This is a genomic window from Synechococcus sp. MU1648 (assembly GCF_023630615.1).
Lineage (GTDB): Bacteria > Cyanobacteriota > Cyanobacteriia > PCC-6307 > Cyanobiaceae > Parasynechococcus.
Genome location: NZ_JAKUHI010000001.1, coordinates 398003 through 415938, shown reverse-complemented (window position 1 = coordinate 415938; position 17936 = coordinate 398003). Strand labels below are relative to the sequence as shown.

Annotated in this window: 18 protein-coding genes; 6 read left to right on the top strand and 12 right to left on the bottom strand. The window is 57.4% G+C overall.

Annotated elements, in window-relative coordinates; translation table 11 throughout:
• From NCN06_RS02520 to NCN06_RS02475, 10 genes are all read right to left on the bottom strand, one after another.
• Window positions 1-1368 (bottom strand): TldD/PmbA family protein, encoded by a 1368-nt coding sequence (locus NCN06_RS02520; RefSeq protein WP_226397661.1) that lies wholly within the window; start codon window positions 1366-1368, stop codon window positions 1-3.
• A gap of 2 nt (window positions 1369-1370) precedes the next feature.
• Entirely contained in the window at window positions 1371-2780 is a 1410-nt protein-coding gene (locus NCN06_RS02515) for a TldD/PmbA family protein (protein ID WP_226397660.1), read from the bottom strand.
• A gap of 31 nt (window positions 2781-2811) precedes the next feature.
• Entirely contained in the window at window positions 2812-3882 is a 1071-nt protein-coding gene (gene acsF / locus NCN06_RS02510) for a magnesium-protoporphyrin IX monomethyl ester (oxidative) cyclase (RefSeq protein ID WP_226397659.1), read from the bottom strand.
• Between the two features lie 66 nt (window positions 3883-3948).
• The gene (locus tag NCN06_RS02505) at window positions 3949-4386 is read right to left on the bottom strand and encodes a DUF2996 domain-containing protein (protein ID WP_115093862.1); all 438 of its coding nucleotides are present in this window, start codon (window positions 4384-4386) and stop codon (window positions 3949-3951) included.
• A 45-nt stretch (window positions 4387-4431) separates the two neighbouring features.
• On the bottom strand, window positions 4432-4905 hold the full coding sequence (locus NCN06_RS02500; RefSeq protein ID WP_226407097.1) for a hypothetical protein: 474 nt from the start codon (window positions 4903-4905) through the stop codon (window positions 4432-4434).
• On the bottom strand, window positions 4902-5510 hold the full coding sequence (locus tag NCN06_RS02495) for a flavin prenyltransferase UbiX (RefSeq protein WP_226397657.1): 609 nt from the start codon (window positions 5508-5510) through the stop codon (window positions 4902-4904). The genes NCN06_RS02500 and NCN06_RS02495 overlap by 4 nt, the downstream gene beginning before the upstream one ends.
• 3 nt (window positions 5511-5513) lie before the next feature.
• On the bottom strand, window positions 5514-7835 hold the full coding sequence (locus NCN06_RS02490; protein ID WP_250398630.1) for an RNB domain-containing ribonuclease: 2322 nt from the start codon (window positions 7833-7835) through the stop codon (window positions 5514-5516).
• Window positions 7836-7935: 100 nt separating this feature from the next.
• Window positions 7936-8253 (bottom strand): TMEM165/GDT1 family protein, encoded by a 318-nt coding sequence (locus NCN06_RS02485; RefSeq protein ID WP_226397655.1) that lies wholly within the window; start codon window positions 8251-8253, stop codon window positions 7936-7938.
• 2 nt (window positions 8254-8255) lie between these two features.
• Window positions 8256-8588: a TMEM165/GDT1 family protein gene (locus tag NCN06_RS02480; RefSeq protein ID WP_226397654.1), complete on the bottom strand. Its 333-nt coding sequence runs from the start codon at window positions 8586-8588 to the stop codon at window positions 8256-8258.
• Complete coding sequence (locus NCN06_RS02475; protein WP_226397653.1) at window positions 8578-8952, bottom strand: YkgJ family cysteine cluster protein; 375 nt, start codon at window positions 8950-8952, stop codon at window positions 8578-8580. The genes NCN06_RS02480 and NCN06_RS02475 overlap by 11 nt, the downstream gene beginning before the upstream one ends.
• A 108-nt stretch (window positions 8953-9060) precedes the next feature.
• Here NCN06_RS02475 and psb30 point away from each other — a divergent pair, with 108 nt between their 5' ends.
• Window positions 9061-9168, top strand: coding sequence for a photosystem II reaction center protein Ycf12/Psb30 (psb30, locus tag NCN06_RS02470; protein WP_115023138.1), 108 nt, complete (start codon window positions 9061-9063; stop codon window positions 9166-9168).
• A 10-nt stretch (window positions 9169-9178) separates the two neighbouring features.
• Here psb30 and recJ read toward each other — a convergent pair whose 3' ends face one another.
• A complete protein-coding gene (gene recJ, locus NCN06_RS02465) occupies window positions 9179-11077 on the bottom strand; it encodes a single-stranded-DNA-specific exonuclease RecJ (protein ID WP_250398629.1) in 1899 nt (632 codons plus the stop codon).
• Between the two features lie 32 nt (window positions 11078-11109).
• Between recJ and NCN06_RS02460 the strand changes: the two genes are divergently transcribed.
• From NCN06_RS02460 to NCN06_RS02450, 3 genes are read left to right on the top strand one after another with little or no spacing between them, the layout of a single operon-like run.
• Window positions 11110-11889 (top strand): HAD-IA family hydrolase, encoded by a 780-nt coding sequence (locus NCN06_RS02460; RefSeq protein ID WP_250398628.1) that lies wholly within the window; start codon window positions 11110-11112, stop codon window positions 11887-11889.
• Window positions 11886-12197, top strand: coding sequence for a DUF565 domain-containing protein (locus NCN06_RS02455; RefSeq protein WP_226397650.1), 312 nt, complete (start codon window positions 11886-11888; stop codon window positions 12195-12197). The genes NCN06_RS02460 and NCN06_RS02455 overlap by 4 nt, the downstream gene beginning before the upstream one ends.
• Before the next feature lie 10 nt (window positions 12198-12207).
• Window positions 12208-13164 (top strand): phosphoribulokinase, encoded by a 957-nt coding sequence (locus NCN06_RS02450; protein WP_250398627.1) that lies wholly within the window; start codon window positions 12208-12210, stop codon window positions 13162-13164.
• Here NCN06_RS02450 and rpmF read toward each other — a convergent pair.
• A complete protein-coding gene (gene rpmF, locus NCN06_RS02445; RefSeq protein WP_006851068.1) occupies window positions 13128-13304 on the bottom strand; it encodes a 50S ribosomal protein L32 in 177 nt (58 codons plus the stop codon). The genes NCN06_RS02450 and rpmF overlap by 37 nt on opposite strands.
• 87 nt (window positions 13305-13391) lie before the next feature.
• On the opposite strand from rpmF, the gene ftsH reads away from it, so the two are divergent.
• Together ftsH and NCN06_RS02435 are read left to right on the top strand one after the other, a co-directional pair.
• Window positions 13392-15191, top strand: a complete 1800-nt coding sequence (gene ftsH, locus NCN06_RS02440) for an ATP-dependent zinc metalloprotease FtsH (RefSeq protein WP_226397648.1) — start codon at window positions 13392-13394, stop codon at window positions 15189-15191.
• Entirely contained in the window at window positions 15188-17935 is a 2748-nt protein-coding gene (locus NCN06_RS02435; protein WP_250398626.1) for a UPF0182 family protein, read from the top strand. The genes ftsH and NCN06_RS02435 overlap by 4 nt, the downstream gene beginning before the upstream one ends.
• Window position 17936 lies beyond the last annotated feature (1 nt).

Sequence of the window (17936 nt, the reverse complement as noted above, 5' to 3'; positions counted from 1 at the left end):
TCAGGCTTCGCCGGTGATGGACAAACCATCCACCCAAACGTGAGGGCTCACGCCGCGGTGGGTCAATTCGGCTTCAGATTCAAGGTGGGCAATACCGTTGAGAACAGTGCGGATGTCACCAGCAACCGTTGCAGCTTCAACCGAAACCCTTTCGCCGTTCTTGACCAACCAACCATCAAACGGCAGAGAGAAGGATCCCTGGGTGGCCTTGACACCGGCATGCAGTGCAGAAAGATCTTCGATCAAAACGAATGGCCCGGATTCTGTGCGGTGATTCAGGCTGCTGCCGCTCATCACCTCTGGATCGGAGCCGACCACGAACCAGTCCGGACCTACCGAGACCTTGGCTCCGAGGCCCGCGTGGCCGGTGGGCTCAACGCCGAATGCTCGTGCCGTGGCTTCAGAGTGGAGGAAGTTCTTCAGTGTTCCTCCTTCAATCAAGGAAAGACGACGGGTTGGCGTACCTTCGCCATCGAAGGCGGCGGCACTGATATGGCCAGGATGAAGTCCGTCATCGTGCAGATTCAAGAACGGAACTGCCACGTTGGAACCGATCGAATCACGCTGGCTCAGGCTCACACCGTCGAGCACCGAACGAGCATTGAACATGCTGCTAAAGGCACCAAGCAGGGAAAGAAAAGCCTCCGGTGTAAAGCAGACCCGGTAACTGCCGGTGTCGATAGGCCGATAGTCGAGATGACTGATTGTTCGCTCAACCGCTTCGCTGATGCAGCCTTGAACATCGAGTTCGCTGCTGCCGAGCCCAAGACGAACGGCTCCTCCACTTCGCGGCTTGCGGCCGGCCTCTTCGGCTCGGGCAAAAAGATAGAGGCTGGCTTGGGTGCGCTCCATCTGGCGCAGAGCCCCATCACTGTTCAGATAGAGGCTCTGGGATAGAGATTCCGCCAGGCCGTTGTAAGGCACAGTTTCAATGGCCCGGTGGCGGCTCAAGAGGTCTGCTTCTGCGTCCCGAAGCGTGTCCAGCAGAGGGAGGATTCCCTGGCGGGGTTGCAGTGGTCGATCCAGTTCTGGCAGTGGTGCCGTGGCCAGAGGTGAAAACTGAGGAATTTCGTCGGGGTTGCCAAAACGACTGGCCGCATGAGCCCCGACCAGAGCTTGCTCTAGCCCTCCATCAGAGAGGTCGGTGGTGCTGGTGATGCCGACCAGGCCATCGCTGTTCCAGACGCGAACTGTGATGGAACTCCGCTGTGATGCTTTGAGTTGCTTAGCTTCACCCCGGTCAACCTGAACAGAGCAATCGTCGCTGCATGCAGCACCGAGGTCCCAACAGCGAATCCCTTCTCGCGAGGCGAGAGTCTGGAGTCGATCTCGTAGATGTGTGGCGTTGAGGCTGTTGTTGCTGGTCATCCTCAGCGGCCCCCAACTGTGATCGAGTCAACCTTGATGTGGGGTTGTCCGACGGTGACAAACACACTGCCGCTTACGGAACCACAGAACCCTGCAGCCAGTTCAAGGTCATTGGCACACATCGAAATCCGTGGCATGACCTCTTTGGCATCACCAATCAGCGTTGCTCCTTTGACGGGTTTGGTGAGTTTGCCGTTCTCAATCAGATAGCCCTCTTCAACGGAGAAGTTGAACTGGCCAGTCGGACCAACGCTCCCGCCTCCCATGGCCTTGCAATAAAGACCCCTATCCACGGATTCAATCAGTTGTTCAGGCGAATGGGATCCAGCATCGATAAAGGTGTTTCGCATCCGGCTGGCAGCTGCAAACGCATGGCTCTGACGTCGACCGCTACCCGTGCGTTTGTGGCCGGTGCGCAGTTCACCAGCACGGTCACTGATGAAGCGCTGCAGCACACCGTCTTTGATCAAGACAGTGCGCTCAGGTTCCATGCCCTCATCGTCCATGGACAAAGAACCGAAGGATCCACCACTCAAGCCTTCGTCGATTGCGGTGACGGCCGGGTGAGCAATGAGTTCACCCACACGGTCAGCGAATGGGGTTGTGCCGCGTTCGATCTGAGTTGTTTCGAGAAGGTGTCCACAGGCCTCGTGGAAGATCACACCGCCGAAGCGATTAGCCAGCACAGCTGGCATTTGTCCAGCATCCACGTAATCGGCACGCAACATCGTGCCGGCGCTGTTGCAGACCTCTGCTGCACTGGCTTCGGAATCCCAGTCACGCAGGTCGTCTGGCCGATCGGAACTGCCGTAGCGGCGGCCAATGCTGGATCGGTGATCTCCGTCGGCAGCCAGGACTGATAAGCCCGATGACTGATGCAATCGAATGTCTCTCGCGAAGGTTCCGTCTGATGCAGCGACCAGCACTTCCTGCCAATCGCGGGCGTAACTGCCGCGGCGAACCTGTAGGTGCTGGCCCAAGCGCTCGAGATGAGCAGTTCCCTGCAGCAGGCATTGGCTGGCTTGATCCAGGGAAGGGCAGCGATCAAGCCAATCCGCCTTCGCCAAGCCGTGGTCCGTCAGGGCCTTCAATCCTTCAAAACCTGCGGACCTGCTGAGGTCTTGGGGCTCAAGTCCCAGCATGGCCAGGGCCTGGTCAAGAGCACGCTTTAGTCCCGCTTCGCTGAGGTCATTGGTGCTGACAAAGCCATCGCGTCCTTCACGGAACACCCGCAGCCCTGCCCCACGAGCAAAGGATGGATTGACACTGGTGATCCGATCCTGTTCAGCGAGCAAACCGATGTGATCTGTTCGCTCGAGGAATACTTCCACCAGATCGGCTCCTGCAGCACTGCCGCGATGCAAGAGGGACTCCATAAGTCCGCGCCACTGATTGGAAAAGGCGTTGGTCAAGGAAACTCCTGAATTTGGCTGGGGAATACCCTCAGCGCACGGCTGGTTGAAAACGCTCGCTGTCGATCGCTGGCATCAGAAATAGCTTTGCCATTTCGGCACCGTTACCGATCCAGAGCGGCAGCTTCCGCAGCAACTTGACGGGAGCAATGGAATCGCTGGCGTCGGCCTGCTCCAAGGCATTGTTGTTGGCAACAAGGCGCTCAAGGCGAGTCCAGAACTTTTCGTTCTTGACGTCGAGGACGACGGGGAAGACGCGAGCAGATGTCTCGTTGGTTTTCTCAATCACCATTTTGTCGTAGGTGCGCGCATCAAGGCCAAGGGCCTCGTAGAACTCCTTGCGGGCAACGTCACGCACGTACATGGTTGCGAATACCGCCAGAAGGAAGAAGCGACACCAAAGTTTGGCGATCGGACCGCGGACCGTATCGGGTTGTGCCTTCATCAGAGCATCGAAGAAATCGCCGTGGCGGTTTTCGTCCTGACACCAGTTCTCGAAGAAGTTAAAGATCGGGAAAATCTTGCTGTCGGGATTCTTTTCGAGATGCCTAAAAATGGCGATGTAGCGCCAGTAGCCGATTTTTTCAGAGAGATATGTCGCGTAAAAAATGAACTTTGGCTTGAAAAAGGTGTAATCCTTGTTGGCGGTGAGAAAACCAAGGTCAAGTTGCATACCGAAGTCGCTCATTGACTTGTTGAGGAAGCCTGCATGACGAGCTTCATCACGAGCCATGTGAGCAAAACACTCAGCAAGAAGAGGATTTTTGGCCTTAATCCGACGACTCAGTTCCTTATAAAGAAGGAATCCTGAAAATTCAGACGTGCAGCTTTGCTCCAGGAATTCGATGAAGACCTTGCGGGTCTCCGGGTCGAGCTTGTCTGCGGCTCCCTCAAATTCCTCGTTGCGAACAAAGTGATGACGGTTGTAATCCTTCCTGAATTCTTCGCAGATGGCTTCTAGTTCAGCCTCGTTCGGCTGAAGATCCATCGCCGCCATCGCCTCAAAATCGGTGGTGTAGAAGCGTGGGGTGAGGATTGTGTCCTTGACAGGATCCTTGATGGCTACAGCGCTGCCTTCGGCCACGGTGGTGGGAGGGACCATCAGTTGCGTTTCACGATCTTGCCAATGTAGGCGTGTCAGGACGACCCCCGAGCTCAAAACGACCGGTTAGTTACCTCCCAACCACTTTTGGCCGTTGAGGCGCTGCAACAGGCGGGAGACCAAAAGGGGCAGAGACATCCGCTTTTCGTCGATCAGGAAGCTTTCCAACAGGGTGGGGTCACTGCCGGGGTCAGCCAAGGCAATCACCTTTGTGCTGTTGATATCTGCCTTGGAGAAGCAGAGCCAGAAGCGGCGTCCACCAGGGAGTTCGCCGATGACCATTGGGCAATCCCCTCCAACCACGGGACGCTGACCATCCACGCGCTCCAGTCGTTCTGCTGTGATGTTGTGATCAGCCAGTTGTTTAGCGACGGCCGGCACAAACAGAGAGTCGATGAACTCTGGGAAGGGTTTGTCCTCCGGTTTCGGAGGCTTTGCTTTCGCCGCAGGCTTGGCAGGGGTCTCTTGACCTGAAGGCTCCTTCTCGACAGGGGTTTCGCTCACCGATCCAGGGTTACTGCGGCAACTGTAAGCAGCCTGGTGCGTTGCTTACCAGTTCGCTTCAGGATCATCCCCCCAGTCGCTGTACTGCTGTGAGGGAGGTGGTACGGCGGAGGCTTGTGGATGCCGGGGCTCAGACGAAGGGCGCTGAATCACGCGATAAGCCACAGAAACCGTGGGGGCCGGTTCGCGCACATCCCTTTCAGGGCCGGGGTTTGTAGTGGTTCTGCGGGCCGAATCGTTGACGGCTGATTCCGTCTCTTGGACGTTGGGTTGAACAGGGGAATAGCGCTTTCGACTGAGAGGACGTTGCGCTGGCAACAACAGGAACGCTGTGAGTGCTGCACCTGCAGCGCCACCACCGGCGGCGAGCGCTGTCCACGCACCCAGGGGCATGGCTGGGGTCGTCCAAACCAGCAAGCGAAGCCGAGTCTTGTCTCCGACATTGGTCGCAGAAAAGGCGAGCAACGCCAGTAGAGGAGCCAGGCAGGGGATCAGCAGTAGCCGCTGAAACGTGCTCATTCCAGTGGACCGCTCCAGCGATTCAACGGAGCAAGATCATCTTCCAGCCCATCGAATAGGCGCACCACAAGAAAATCCACCATCTCGTTCAACGACTCTGGTCGGGTGTACCAAGCCGGAATGGGAGCGGCAATGGTTGCTCCTGCTTCCGCCAGACCAGTGAGGTTGCGGAGGTGAATCAGGTTGAAGGGCATCTCCCGTGGAGCGATCACCAGTGGACGGCGCTCCTTGAGGTGAACATCCGCACAGCGCTCGATCAGATCAGCGGCAATTCCGGCGTGGATGCGTCCAACGGTTCCCATGCTGCAAGGAACGATCACCATCGCCCGTGTCCGGTAGCTGCCACTCGCGATGCAGGCAGCTTGATCATTCCAGCGATGGCATCTCAAATCTCCGCTTTCCACCCCAAGCCTGTCTCTCCAGAACTCGCTTTGCTTCAGGGGATCCACGGGAATGGACAGCCCCTGTTCGGCACGGAAGACCTCATGGGCGCCGTGGCTGAGAACGAGATGGACAGAGCGCCCTCGCTGTAGAAGCAACTGCAGAGCGCGCTCGGCAAGGGGTTGTGCCGACGCACCGGTGACGGCCAGAACGTAGGGATGCATCACTCAGCGCTCGCTGAGGGAAACAGGCAGCGGCTCAGACGGTTCAAGCTCGCTGGAGACTTCATCGCCCTGACTGATGACCTCGAGATCGATCTGGTTGCGAAGAACATCAACATTGATCACACGCACCTGAACCTGATCGCCGAGTTGATAGGTCTGACGGTTCTTGCGACCGACCAAACGATTCTGTCGTGATCTGTATTCGTACCAGTCATCGTTGAGGGAGCTCACATGAACCAGGCCCTCAACCCGACTCTCGCCCACTTCAACGAAGAAGCCATAACTCTGAACACCACTGATACGGCCTTCCACCTGCTCGCCGATCAGCGGTTGTGCTGATCGGGCCTGGATCATCGACAGCAGATCTTTTTCAAGCTCCAGCACCTGCCGGCGACACGAATTGAGCCGCTGCACCGTGCGGTCGTTGACCAACCCATTCAATTTGTCGTCCTGGGATGCCGTGAACAAGGGCCAAGTCAGATCAGCGACTGCTCCCTTGCTACCAAGCTTCAAACGCGTCTTGTGACGCACGGTCGGACGATCTTTGGCGTCCGTCAACAGTGCAACGAGCATCTGTTGATTGACAAGGTGTCCGTAATGCTGTGTGGCACAGGTCCAAGGGGTGAGTGATGCGTCATGGCTGGCTGGATCACCTCCCTCTGCTGAGGAAGGCTCCTGCTCTGCATTAGACGTCTCCGTGGACGCCGCAAAATTGAGTGGAGGGAGCGCGTGACTGAGCTGTTGTTCAAGCACCCGTCGTTGGCTGCTGTCTTTGAACACCTGGATCAGCTCAGACGCTGACGGACAACCCTCGTCATCGAGTTCAAGGGGGAGGTCCAAGGCGATGGCCGTCTTGGCAACATCGGTCAAGACGTTGCCATCGGGTTCCTCAGCCTGAATGCTGATCCCAGGCAATTGGAGATCAATCCGGTGTGCAGTCCAGGCACGATCGGCACACCTCAGCAGAGGTTGGAGGAATGCATGGGGATCCTCCGGGTTGAAGGCGTCAACCCAGCGATGACGCAGACCGGATGGATCCGCACTGCGTAGATCACCAAGCGCCTCCAGCTGGGGTGGGCGAAGGTCCAGTTGCACAGCCCCGAGGCTGCGCTCGTAGTCCAACAGGAGAGTGCTGCAGAACCGCAAGGTCTCCAGTTGAGCCAACTGATCTTTGATGGGCTTAAGTGCCGCCGGAATGCTTCGAGCCTTTGGTTTGCGTTCCGCCAGAGCGATCAATTGATCAGCGCTCACTTCGGCTGTGGGGCGAACCGTGCTGAGCATGAACTCCCAGTCGCAGAGTTCACCATTGGCTCCGATGTCCAGTCGCACGCTGATGGCCTCGACATCTGTGCCGGTGGAGAAGCTCGTCGCTTTGTGAAGCGCAGGTGTTAGCAGGGGGTGCCAGACCTCACCGAGGCAAAGCGCTTCACCGCGATCTCGCAGACAAACATCGAGGCTGCTGCCTAATCCGATTCGCTCGCCCACGCTGGGCACGTGGATCCAGAGACGGCATCCGCCATCCTTGGCTTCAACATGCACTGCCGGCAAGCCCGGTGCATCCTCCTGCTTCCAGCCTTTGAGAAGGAGGCAGGGTTGTCCGGTCAGATCGACACGGCCCTTCGCCGCAGGAGTTTTGCCAGAACTACGGGGTGCCGCCGGACGATCTTGAAGCCCAGCCTTGGTCAATAAGAGGTCACGATCCGCTGCAGGGCCGCCATTGAGCGGGAGGGAGCGCACGACACGACCGGCAGCAGCGTTTTGGGCCACGGGATAGCGGTCAATGTGCACTTCGACAACGCTTGAGATCTCGTCTCCAGGTAGATGCTCGGAATCCTCTGGTGGCAGTTCGATGCCAGCCAGCACCCTGTCATCAAGGGGGGATGCCAGTAACTGCTGGCCCTGTTGCTCCACCTGGGCCAGCAGAGAGCGGGTTGCACGCTCAAGGATGCACTGAACGCCGCCTTCAGGAGAGCGTCGTCGTCCGCCCTCGCGCGTTACATGCACCAACACGCGATCACCATTCCAAGCATGGTTGAGCTGATGATCCCGGATGTAGATGTCCTCACCGCCGTCATCACGAATGGCGAAGCAGAACCCTTTGCTACTGCACCTCAGTCGGGCATCAATCAGATCATTTTCAAGTGGGCGCTTGAGTCCACCCTCGTTAGATCGTTCAACGACCCCGAGCTTCACAAGCGATGCGATTGCAAGCTCCAGTGACGCTTGATCCGTCTTATTGAGCTTCAGGATCTTGGCCAGCTGGTCTTGTTCAGAAGGATGCTCTGTGGAGAGCTGATCCAGTAGATCGGCAACCGTGAATTTCATCGTGGCGTACGCAGGAACCGACCATCAGGGCCGGGAGAGAAGGAAGGGGTGGCCGACGCCGAACAGCTGGCCGTGCTGAGTCAACCCTTCAAACTTCACTTTAAGGCTCTGAAGTCTGATCCCCGTCTGAGGAGTTTTCAGCATCGCTGAACAGAGGCAGCAGCAAGCGACCACCAATCACGAGAAAACCGATGGAAGCAACCAACTGGAGTAGGTCGCTGGGAATCACTGTGGCGACGGATCCTCCTGCAAAGGCTCCAAGAAAGCTCGCGAGAACAAGCGCTGATGATGATCCAAGAAACACCGCCAGGGGGCGATTTGAAGTGCCGCTGATGGCGACGGTGGCGAGTTGGGTCTTGTCACCGAGTTCGGCCAAGAACACGGTCAAGAAGGTGGAAATCAGAAGGGGAAAATCCATCGTCAACTCGCAGCACTAAGCCATAAAGATCGGGCGGCTTGCAGGCCCAGCCAGATGCCAAGGGCCACCATCAACACTCCAGCCATCAGCTCCAGTCGCTCAGGAGGAAGCGTTTTGGCCAACCATTGACCCACGAGGACCCCCACAAGGCTGGACGCAATCAAAGCCAGCGCGGCACCGATGAACACCAACACCGGTGAGCCGGACTGGGCGGAGAGCAGCAGCGTCGCCAGCTGCGTCTTGTCACCCAGTTCAGCCACAAAAACGGTTGTGAAGGTGCTGAACAGCACGGCAGCGAAGCTCCGCGACTCGCTGCTTGTTTGCTCACTGGTCAACAGGACCTCCCGCTATCTGCGCGCGGTTGAACCTACGCATCACGCCACTGCGGCCGCCATAGGTGCTGCGGATCTGCTGGTTGCAACAGGCAATGGCGAAGCCGTCGAGTGCATCATCTGGAACGTGAAACAACCGCCCCAGCTCGCTGACGCGGCAGAAATCAGGACGCTCGTCGTAGATCCTGCAGCGCTGCCTGCCCGTGTCGTAATTGATGCACCAGCCATCTGCCCCCACCATGGCCAGATAGGTGCGCTGTTGATCTTCGCTCAAAGCCGCTAGAGCATCAGCACGTTCCTCTGGAGCGAGTCGACAACAGGCACCGCAGTGCTTGATGCAGGTCCACTGAAGCTTCTCTCTGGTCATCGCTGAGGCTGTGACAAGCCATCACAGAGAGAGGAACGAATTCGTCGATCTCGGGACAGAGCCCCGTAGCCTGGGAGGTGAAAAGATTTCGGACAGCGCTGCATCGTCATGGGCTTTGACATTCACCTGATCGCCAACTTTGCCGCCCTGGCGTTGATCACCATTGCCGGCCCCGCTGTCATCTTCATCCTCTTCTACCGCCGCGGCGCGCTCTGATCGCCTCTGCTTAGGGACGAAGCCCCAATCCAAGACAGGCTTCTTCCATCAACTGAACGACACGTGTATCCCTCGCCAGGTCGTCGTCACTGGTGAGGGATTTTTCTTGTTCAATCTTTGCCTGCAAGGTTTTCCCATCACCATTGGTGAGCGTGAGACCTGACATTTCGGTCCAGCAAGCTGTGTACTGACGGGTCCCGCGGTCGATCAGCACTAGCTCCGTATGGGCTCGAATTGCTTTGAGCTCCAGTTGAAGACGCTGTTCGCCCTGCCAACGGTTGATCGAAATGCTGTAAGCCACGTCACAGGATTCGGGTACGACCGCCGATGGATCCCATCGCCAGGCAATGGCTCGGCGCTCGCTGTCTCCCTGGCGGAGCCTGAGGGCTAGGTGTCCTCCTTTGAGGTCACGGCGCTCCTCAACGGTGACGCCCCGTGACCAGAACAACGGTTTCGGATGACCGATCCCAAAGGGAGCCAAGGATTGCAAATGCCGCCAGAGCTCCCAGTTCACGTCGTTTAAATGCAGCAGAGCATCGGGTTGCACGGGTCGGCCGAGGGCCTGGGTCATCAGCCAACCATCCGCCTGTTCGCAGAGGCGTTCATGCAGGGCATGCACATGCTCCGCTTTCACGGTGAACCCTCCGGCGGCTGGATGGCCTCCAAAACGGGACAACAGATCACTGCAACTGGAGAGGGCCTCATCCACAGCAAATCCGACGGGCCCACGCACCGAAGCCCGTAAACAGCCATCACCATCGCCGGCAAGGAGAGCGGTGGGTCGGTGATATCGCTCCATCAGACGCGCAGCAACAATGCCAATCACCCCGTGATGCCAGTGGCTTTGCGCCAATAGAAGAAATGACGGGAGAGCATCACTTGTCTCCGCTTCCACGAGGGCCACGGCCTCCGCTTCAATCGCATCGCACAGATCGCGCCGCTGGCGGTTGAAATCATCACAACGTCGCGCCAGCGCCATGGCCGAATCAGAGTCTTCGGCTGTGAGTAGATCCACAACGAGCTTCGGTTCTCCTAAGCGACCAACGGCATTGATACGTGGTGCAAGTTGAAAGCCGATGTCTTCGGCCGTTAGCGGACGTTCCCCGAGACCAGCTAGACGTTGCAGCGCTTGTAATCCCCTGCACTCGGAACGATGCAGATGATTCAGTCCCTCCAGCAACCAGCTGCGGTTGGCGCCTACCAAGGGGGCCATATCGGCCACAGTTCCAATGCAGAACAGATCCCGAGCCACGCGGATGGCCTCAGGTTTGTTCAGGGCTTCGGCCACGGCATGGGCAAGCACATAAGCCAGTCCAACCCCAGCCAGACCCCGATAAGGAGAGCCGTCCGGTGTAGTCGCTGGGTGAATCAGGGCGGCCATGGGCGGCCGTTTCGCCGGGATGGTGTGGTGATCAGTCACGATCACCTGCATGTTCAAGCTGGCGGCGAGATCGAGTGCTTCCCCTGCGGCAACACCGTTATCGACGGTGACCAAAAGTCGCACTCCGTCGTCATAGAGCCGCTGAACCATGGCTGGGTTGAGGCCGTATCCCTCATCCATCCGTGACGGAATCGCTGGCTCTGGATCGGCGCCAAGCGGGCCCAAAGCTCTCAAAAGGAGAGCTGTGCTGGTCATTCCATCGGCGTCGTAATCGCCACAGATGGCCACGCGTTCACTGGCACGGCAAGCCTTAACCAAGCGCGCACAGGCTTGGTCGAGATCAGGGAAGTGATCGCTGGTGGGCGGCAGATCACTAGGTGAGAGGAACGTTTCCGCCTCGGATCGTGACGTGAAGCCCCTGCGACGCAGAACACACCGCAACGCCAGCGGTAAATCAAGCCCCAGCAATGGCGATGGTTCCACTACAGCCGGAAGGGACCAGGACCAGTGGAGGGGGACAGCCGGCAAGGGAACGCAACAGGCGGTGATGTCCCAGCATTGTGCCGTTGCTGGTCATCAAGGTGAACAGGCTTTCAGCGGTTTTTTGGGATGTGGATGGAACCTTGGCCGACACGGAAATGGAGGGTCATCGGCCAGCCTTTAACAAGACTTTCGAGGAGCTGAATCTTCCGTTTCATTGGGATGAAGAGCTTTACAACACGCTTCTGGCAATTCCTGGAGGGCTACGCAGGCTGAAGGTCCACGCTGAAGACCGTGGGGTGATGCTCAGCCAGGATCAATTGGATCAAGTGCGTGATCGCAAAAGGCTGCATTACCTGGAGCGCGTCCGTCAGGGCCATGTGAAGTTGCGCCCGGGTGTCAGGAGACTGCTGAAGGAGCTGAACCGCGCCGGGGTGCAGCAGTGGATTGTGACTTCAAGCGGATCCGCCTCCGTGATGGCCCTTCTCGAGCAGATTCAGAACGACATCCCTCACTTCGATGGCGTCGTGACATCCGACGACGTTTCAGCAGGCAAACCTGCACCGGATGGCTACCTGCTGGCCCTCAACCGCAGTGGCGCCGATGGCGCGGCAAGTCTCGCTGTGGAGGATTCAGCGGCGGGTTTGTCTGCTGCAACTGCAGCTGGTTTGTGTTGTCTGCTCACCCCCTCCCCCTGGGATGCGTCTGCCCTGTGTGATGCCAGTAAAAATGCAGCTGCCGTGCTGGATCACCTTGGGGAACCGGGGGGGCCGGCGACCGTACGTTCGGGTCCCACTTGCCAGGACGGAACAGTGACGCTGAAGTATTTGGAGACTCTGCTGTCGGTGCCTGATCGATGAGCTCAATCCAGCGCACACGCCTGGCGGGCCTGCAGAACAGTTGGGGAGCAGTCCTTCGACGCAATTGGTCTGGTCCCTGGTGGCGACGTAGTGCGTCGTTGTTGATTCTTCTGCTTGGCTTTTTTATCGGCAGCAATCTCACAGTGCATTTGGCGAATGCCGTAGGGGTCAGAACGTTCACAGCCCTCTATGCCCTAATTGCCTGTGAACTGCTGGTGCTCTGGCGCCGTCGACTCCCCTGGCTCGACAACCTGCGGCTCGGTTTTGTTTATGCCGTTGTTTTGGAGGCCTTCAAAGTTGGATCCTGAGGGCCAACGTTTGATTCCGAGCGACGACCAGCAACGGTTGCTCCAGCACCTTGAGCTGGGAGATGCCGACGCCTGGGGTGCAGAACAGAGGAGAAGCAAGCGCTACCAGGTGTCCCTCGATCAATGGCACCCGAAAGCGGCGCCGGATTGGTTGTGGTCTGTTGGTCTGCCCGTTCTGAGCCTGGCGGAGCAATGCCAGGGAGAACGTCGTCTGCTCGGACTCAGTGCTCTGCCTGGATGTGGGAAGACCACACTCGGGCAATGGATTGAAGCCGCCGCAAGGGCTCTAGGTCTCTCGATTCAGGTGGTGTCGCTGGATGATTTTTATTTCGAGGCCGATCGGCTTGATGCAGCCATGCACGGCAACCCCTGGGGTGTGCCTCGCGCACTTCCGGGCAGCCATGATCTGAACCTTCTGCAGGATTGCCTTCTGCAATGGCGACAGGGCCAAGACGTGTTGATGCCTTGCTTTGACAAAGCGAAGAGAAATGGTCGTGGAGATCGCAACGGTTGGCGACGCTGTGACGCCGACTTTTTGATTCTTGAGGGTTGGTTTGTCGGCTGCAGATCAACCGTTGGCCTCTCCTCAGATGAGCCTCATCTCGACGCCCCCTTGAGTCCACAGGAGCTTGAGTGGCGCCAGAAGCTGCAGCCGGTGCTCGCCAAGTACGAAGCCATTTGGGATGGCTTCGATCAACTCTGGCAATTGCGAGCGACGGATTTCAACGCTCCGTTGCTGTGGAAACGACAACAGGAAGCAACCCTGCAGGTGCAAAAGGGAGCATCCCTCTCAGCCTCGGAATTGGATCGCTTCATCCGCATGATCCTCTGCTCGCTGCCATCGAGCAGTTTTCAAGACATGCTTGCAGATGTTGTTGTGGAGGTGGATCCGGATCGAACCTTGCGGCGAATCCACCTCCCCAGTGCGATTCAGGATTCGCCGTCTTCTGACTCACTTACCGGGTAGACAAAGCCCTGGGCACGGCCACTCAACACAGACTTGCCGATGGACATTGCACGCTGGGCGGCAACAGCTGCCTTGGCCTTCCAGGTGGCGCTGCGCTGGTTGCGCTTGGCCTTGGATGTTTTCTTCTTCGGGACGGCCATTTCGCCTGGTGTATTTCCAAACTGAGATTGTCTCGTTTGGAACCCCCTTGCGTCAAATCGCTAGGCTCAACAAAGCGCAGCGTTGACGTGGCACCAGGTTCGAACAGCTCTAGTGGTTCCGCTGCCCCTCAGAAGGTTCAACCTTCCTCGATTCAGGGGTTCTGGAAGAAACAAGACACTGTCAGTTATTCCACCCTGCTGCGGGATATCGACGCAAAACAGATCAAGCAGTTGGATCTCGTGCCGGGCCAGAGGGAGGTCAGGGTCCAATACAACGACGGGCGACGAATCACTGTTCCCGTCTTCGCGAACGACAATCAGATCCTGCGCGCTGCTGAGAGCTCTGGCACATCCCTGACGGTCGTGGATGTGCGACGCGAACAAGCAGGTCGAGAACTGGTGGGAACCCTGTTTCTGGTGCTCCTGGTGGTAGTCGGTTTGTCGTTTTTGCTGAAACGTTCAGCACAGATGGCGAATCGTGCCCTGGGTTTTGGGCGCAGTCAGCCTCGGTTGAAACCACAGGAAGATCTGCAGCTTCGTTTTGAGGATGTCGCCGGAATCAACGATGCACGGCTCGAACTGGAGGAGGTCGTCACCTTTCTCAAGCAGCCTGAGGCGTTCATTCGACTTGGCGCCAAGATTCCCCGAGGCGTGCTGCTGGTAGGCCCACCTGGGACTGGGAAAACCCTTCTAGCCAAGGCGATTGCAGGAGAAGCGGAAGTGCCCTTCTTCTCCATGGCAGCGTCCGAATTTGTGGAACTTTTCGTTGGTGTCGGCGCGAGCAGAGTTCGCGATCTGTTCCGGCAAGCCAAGGAAAAATCCCCCTGCATCGTCTTCATTGATGAGATCGATGCCGTCGGTCGTCAGCGTGGGGCTGGAATCGGCGGGGGTAACGATGAACGTGAGCAGACCCTCAACCAACTCCTGACGGAGATGGATGGATTCGAGGAGAACTCCGGCGTGATCCTTCTTGCGGCCACGAACCGCGCCGATGTGCTTGATGCCGCTCTCCTGAGGCCAGGACGATTCGATCGACGCATTGATGTGGGCCTACCTGATCGGCGTGGACGTGAGGCGATTCTTGCTGTGCACGCCAGAACACGACCCCTCGATGACTCCGTCTCTTTGTCGGATTGGGCGAGCCGGACCCCCGGATTCTCTGGTGCTGATCTTGCCAATCTTCTGAATGAGGCAGCCATCCTCACGGCACGTCAGAACATGCTCCGCATCGGCCAGTTTCAGCTGGAAGGTGCCTTGGAACGCATCACCATGGGGCTGAGCAACCGCCCCTTGCAGGACACCGCAAAAAAACGCCTCATCGCTTACCACGAGGTGGGCCACGCCCTTGTGGCGACCCTTCTGCCGGCCGCCAATGCGGTGGATAAGGTCACGATTCTTCCTCGGGGCGGAGCCGGTGGATACACCCGCTTCATGCCAGACGAAGAGGTGCTCGATTCCGGTTTGATCACCCGCGCGTCGTGCCTGGCGGATCTGGTTGTGGCACTCGGTGGACGAGCAGCGGAGCAAGTGGTCTTCGGCTCCCTCGAGATCACCCAGGGGGCTAGTGGAGATCTCCAGATGGTGGCTCAACTGGCCCGCGAGATGGTGACACGCTTCGGCTTTTCCAATCTCGGACCGATGGCGCTGGAGGGTCCGGGAGCGGAGGTCTTCCTCGGTCGCGACTGGTTCAACCAACGGCCTGGCTATGCCGAATCCACTGGCCAGGCCATTGATGCTCAGATCCGTCAGCTCGCCAAGAATGCCTTGGCTCAGGCGATTGCTCTGTTGGAGCAGCGTCGTGAGTTGATGGACCACCTGGTTGAAGTTTTGATTGCGGAGGAAACGATCAACGGTGATCGTTTCCGCGAGATCGCCGGACTCCAATGAGACGCCTCCTCCTTCTGCTGCCGCTGGTTGTTGTCGCAGCCCGGATGCAGATCGAGTGGCTCTGGTTTGAGCAGTTCGGCTGGACCAACGTCCTTCTCAAACGCTGGCTACTGCAGCTTCTCTTCGCGGGATTTGCGCTGCTGCCGCTGCTGGCTGCACGCACCTGGTCGAGACAGTTCAGGCGTCAGAGCGTTGTGTCATCCCAGGGAGCGTGTTTGACCGGCTGGTCCTACGCAACAGCACTTTTTCTCTGTGGCGGTGTTCTGCTGATCAGCTCAATGCTGGTGCTCGATCTGGCGGAGTTGTCCACCCATCATCCGTTCCAACTGGGCGAATGGCACCAGTTTCTGGTTCCACACAACCGGATTACGACTTTTGTGATGCTGATCCAGGGCGGGCTGATTGCCCTAGCGATGGCCTGGCCTCGCTGGAGTCCCTGGCTGGCACGAATCATTGCGGGCTCTTTTGTCTTGGTCGTCGCCCGATCGTGGGGGATCTGGTCACTATCCCTCTCGATTCCCAACAGCTCCTTGCGTGATCCACTCCTTGGGGCCGATATCAGTTTCGGACTGGGTCGCTTCGCTGGAGTGGATCTAGGCCTGGAGCTGTTAGTCCTAAGCACCGCTTTCACCCTCAGCTTTGAGCTCTGGCGATGTCTGGCCCGCTCGAAAGCCATCTCTGACTGGGCCAGCCCAGTTTTTTCAGCCCGACAGATTCAGTTGCTCAAGCTGCCCTCGGCTGTTCTTCTGCTGGGAGCGGCAGGGCTGGTGTGGTTATCGAGGCATCAGCTGCTTTGGACACAACACGGATTGGTGGCTGGTGCTGGTTGGCTGCAGCATCACCTCACCCTCCCGTTGCGCTCTGGCGTCACACTGCTACTGGTTCTGATCGCACTCGCGCTGCTGTTTCCTTGTCGGAGACGGCTTCGTCAGGGCCTGGTCTTGAGTTTGGCGTCGCTCGTGGCAATCGAGATGATCGCTACACCGCTCACGCGCTGGCTCGTGGTGCGGCCGCAGGAACTGGATTTGCAGGCTCCTTACCTGGCCAATGCCATTCAGGCGACACAGCGGGGATTTCAGCTGGATCGGATCAAACGGCGTGTCTACGAACCAAAAACGAAGCTAAGCAGCGCTGATCTGGAGCAAGGCGAAAGCACCCTGGACAATGTGCGCCTGTGGGACAGCGCTCCCCTGTTGGAAGCCAATCGACAACTACAACAACTGCGTGTTTATTACCGCTTTTCGAATGCGGCCGTTGACCGTTATCCGCTCAATCAAGACAGCGATACGGCGCAACAGGTGATCCTTTCGGCCCGTGAATTGGATCAGTCAGCTCTGCCACGCCGATCAAGAACCTGGCAGAACCGCCATTTTATTTTTACTCATGGCTATGGATTCACGGTTAGCCCCGTGAACGAGCGCAGCAACGATGGCTTGCCTTCGTATTTCATCAGTGACCTCGGCACAGAAACAAGGATTGAGGGGAATGAAGCACTAGGAATTGAACAATCGGAGGTCAGAGAGGCGATACCTGTCGGCGATGCTGCGCTGTATTACGGAATGCTTCCTTCTCCTTATGCAGTCGCGCCCACGCAGATCGCGGAATTCGACTACCCCGAAGGAGATCTCAATGTTGATACCCACTATCAGGGTTCCGGTGGGATACCCATTGGATCCTGGCTACAACGGTGTGCAGCGGCTGTTTACCTCAATGAGCCACGTTTACTGACAACCAAGGCGATCACCACTGATTCAAAGATTCTGATTCGACGTGAAGTTCGAAATCGTGTTGCCGCGATCGCTCCGTTCATTGATTTTCGTGGTGATCCCTATCTGATCTCGATTCCAGGACCTGCAGCAGACCCAACAAGCACGACCAAATCGCAAGCTGAACAACGCCAACAACATCAATATTGGGTAGTCGAAGGTTATACCCACAGTTCAACTCTGGCCTATAGCTCGGCGGTAGGAGCAAATAATCCGGAACGGTATTTGAGAAACTCGGTTAAAGCCATCGTTGATGCCTACAACGGCAGTGTTTGCTTTTATATTTCAGAACCCGATGATCCGATTATCAGCGCTTGGAATCAAACATTCCCGGTCTTGTTTGAATCAATGAATTCAATGCCAAGGTTTGTTCGCGATCATCTCAGAGTGCCTGAGGATTTCTTCAATGTTCAGGTCAATCAGCTTAAGCGATATCACGTTGAAGACCCAAGAATTTTTTATAGCGGTGATGATGTCTGGCAAGTGCCAAGTGAAATTTATGGTGGCCGCAAAGTTGACGTGCAGCCTTATCACATTACTGCACAAGTTCAGGGGAATGACAATTCAGAATTCCTCCTGCTGCAACCATTAACCCCATTGGCTCGGCCGAATTTAACGGCCTGGTTGGCAGCCCGAAATGATGGCGATCACTACGGAGAATTGCTTCTCATTGATTTCCCTAAGGACAAGAACATTCTTGGCCCCGAACAAGTTCAGGCTCTGATTCATCAAGATCCCGAAGTCAGCAAGGTGTTTGGACTCTGGGACCAGGGCGATCTCGAACTCGTACAAGGCAATCTTCTGGTTCTACCCGTTGGCGACGGTCTTCTCTACGTCGAACCGGTTTATCTGCGCACCAGCAAGGTGGGCTTGCCCTCGCTGGCACGAATCGTCGTCAGTGATGGTCGCTCAATCGCCATGGATCAAAGCTTGTCCCTTGCCTTAGAGCAACTCATGAAAAAAGCCCCACCCGTTTGAG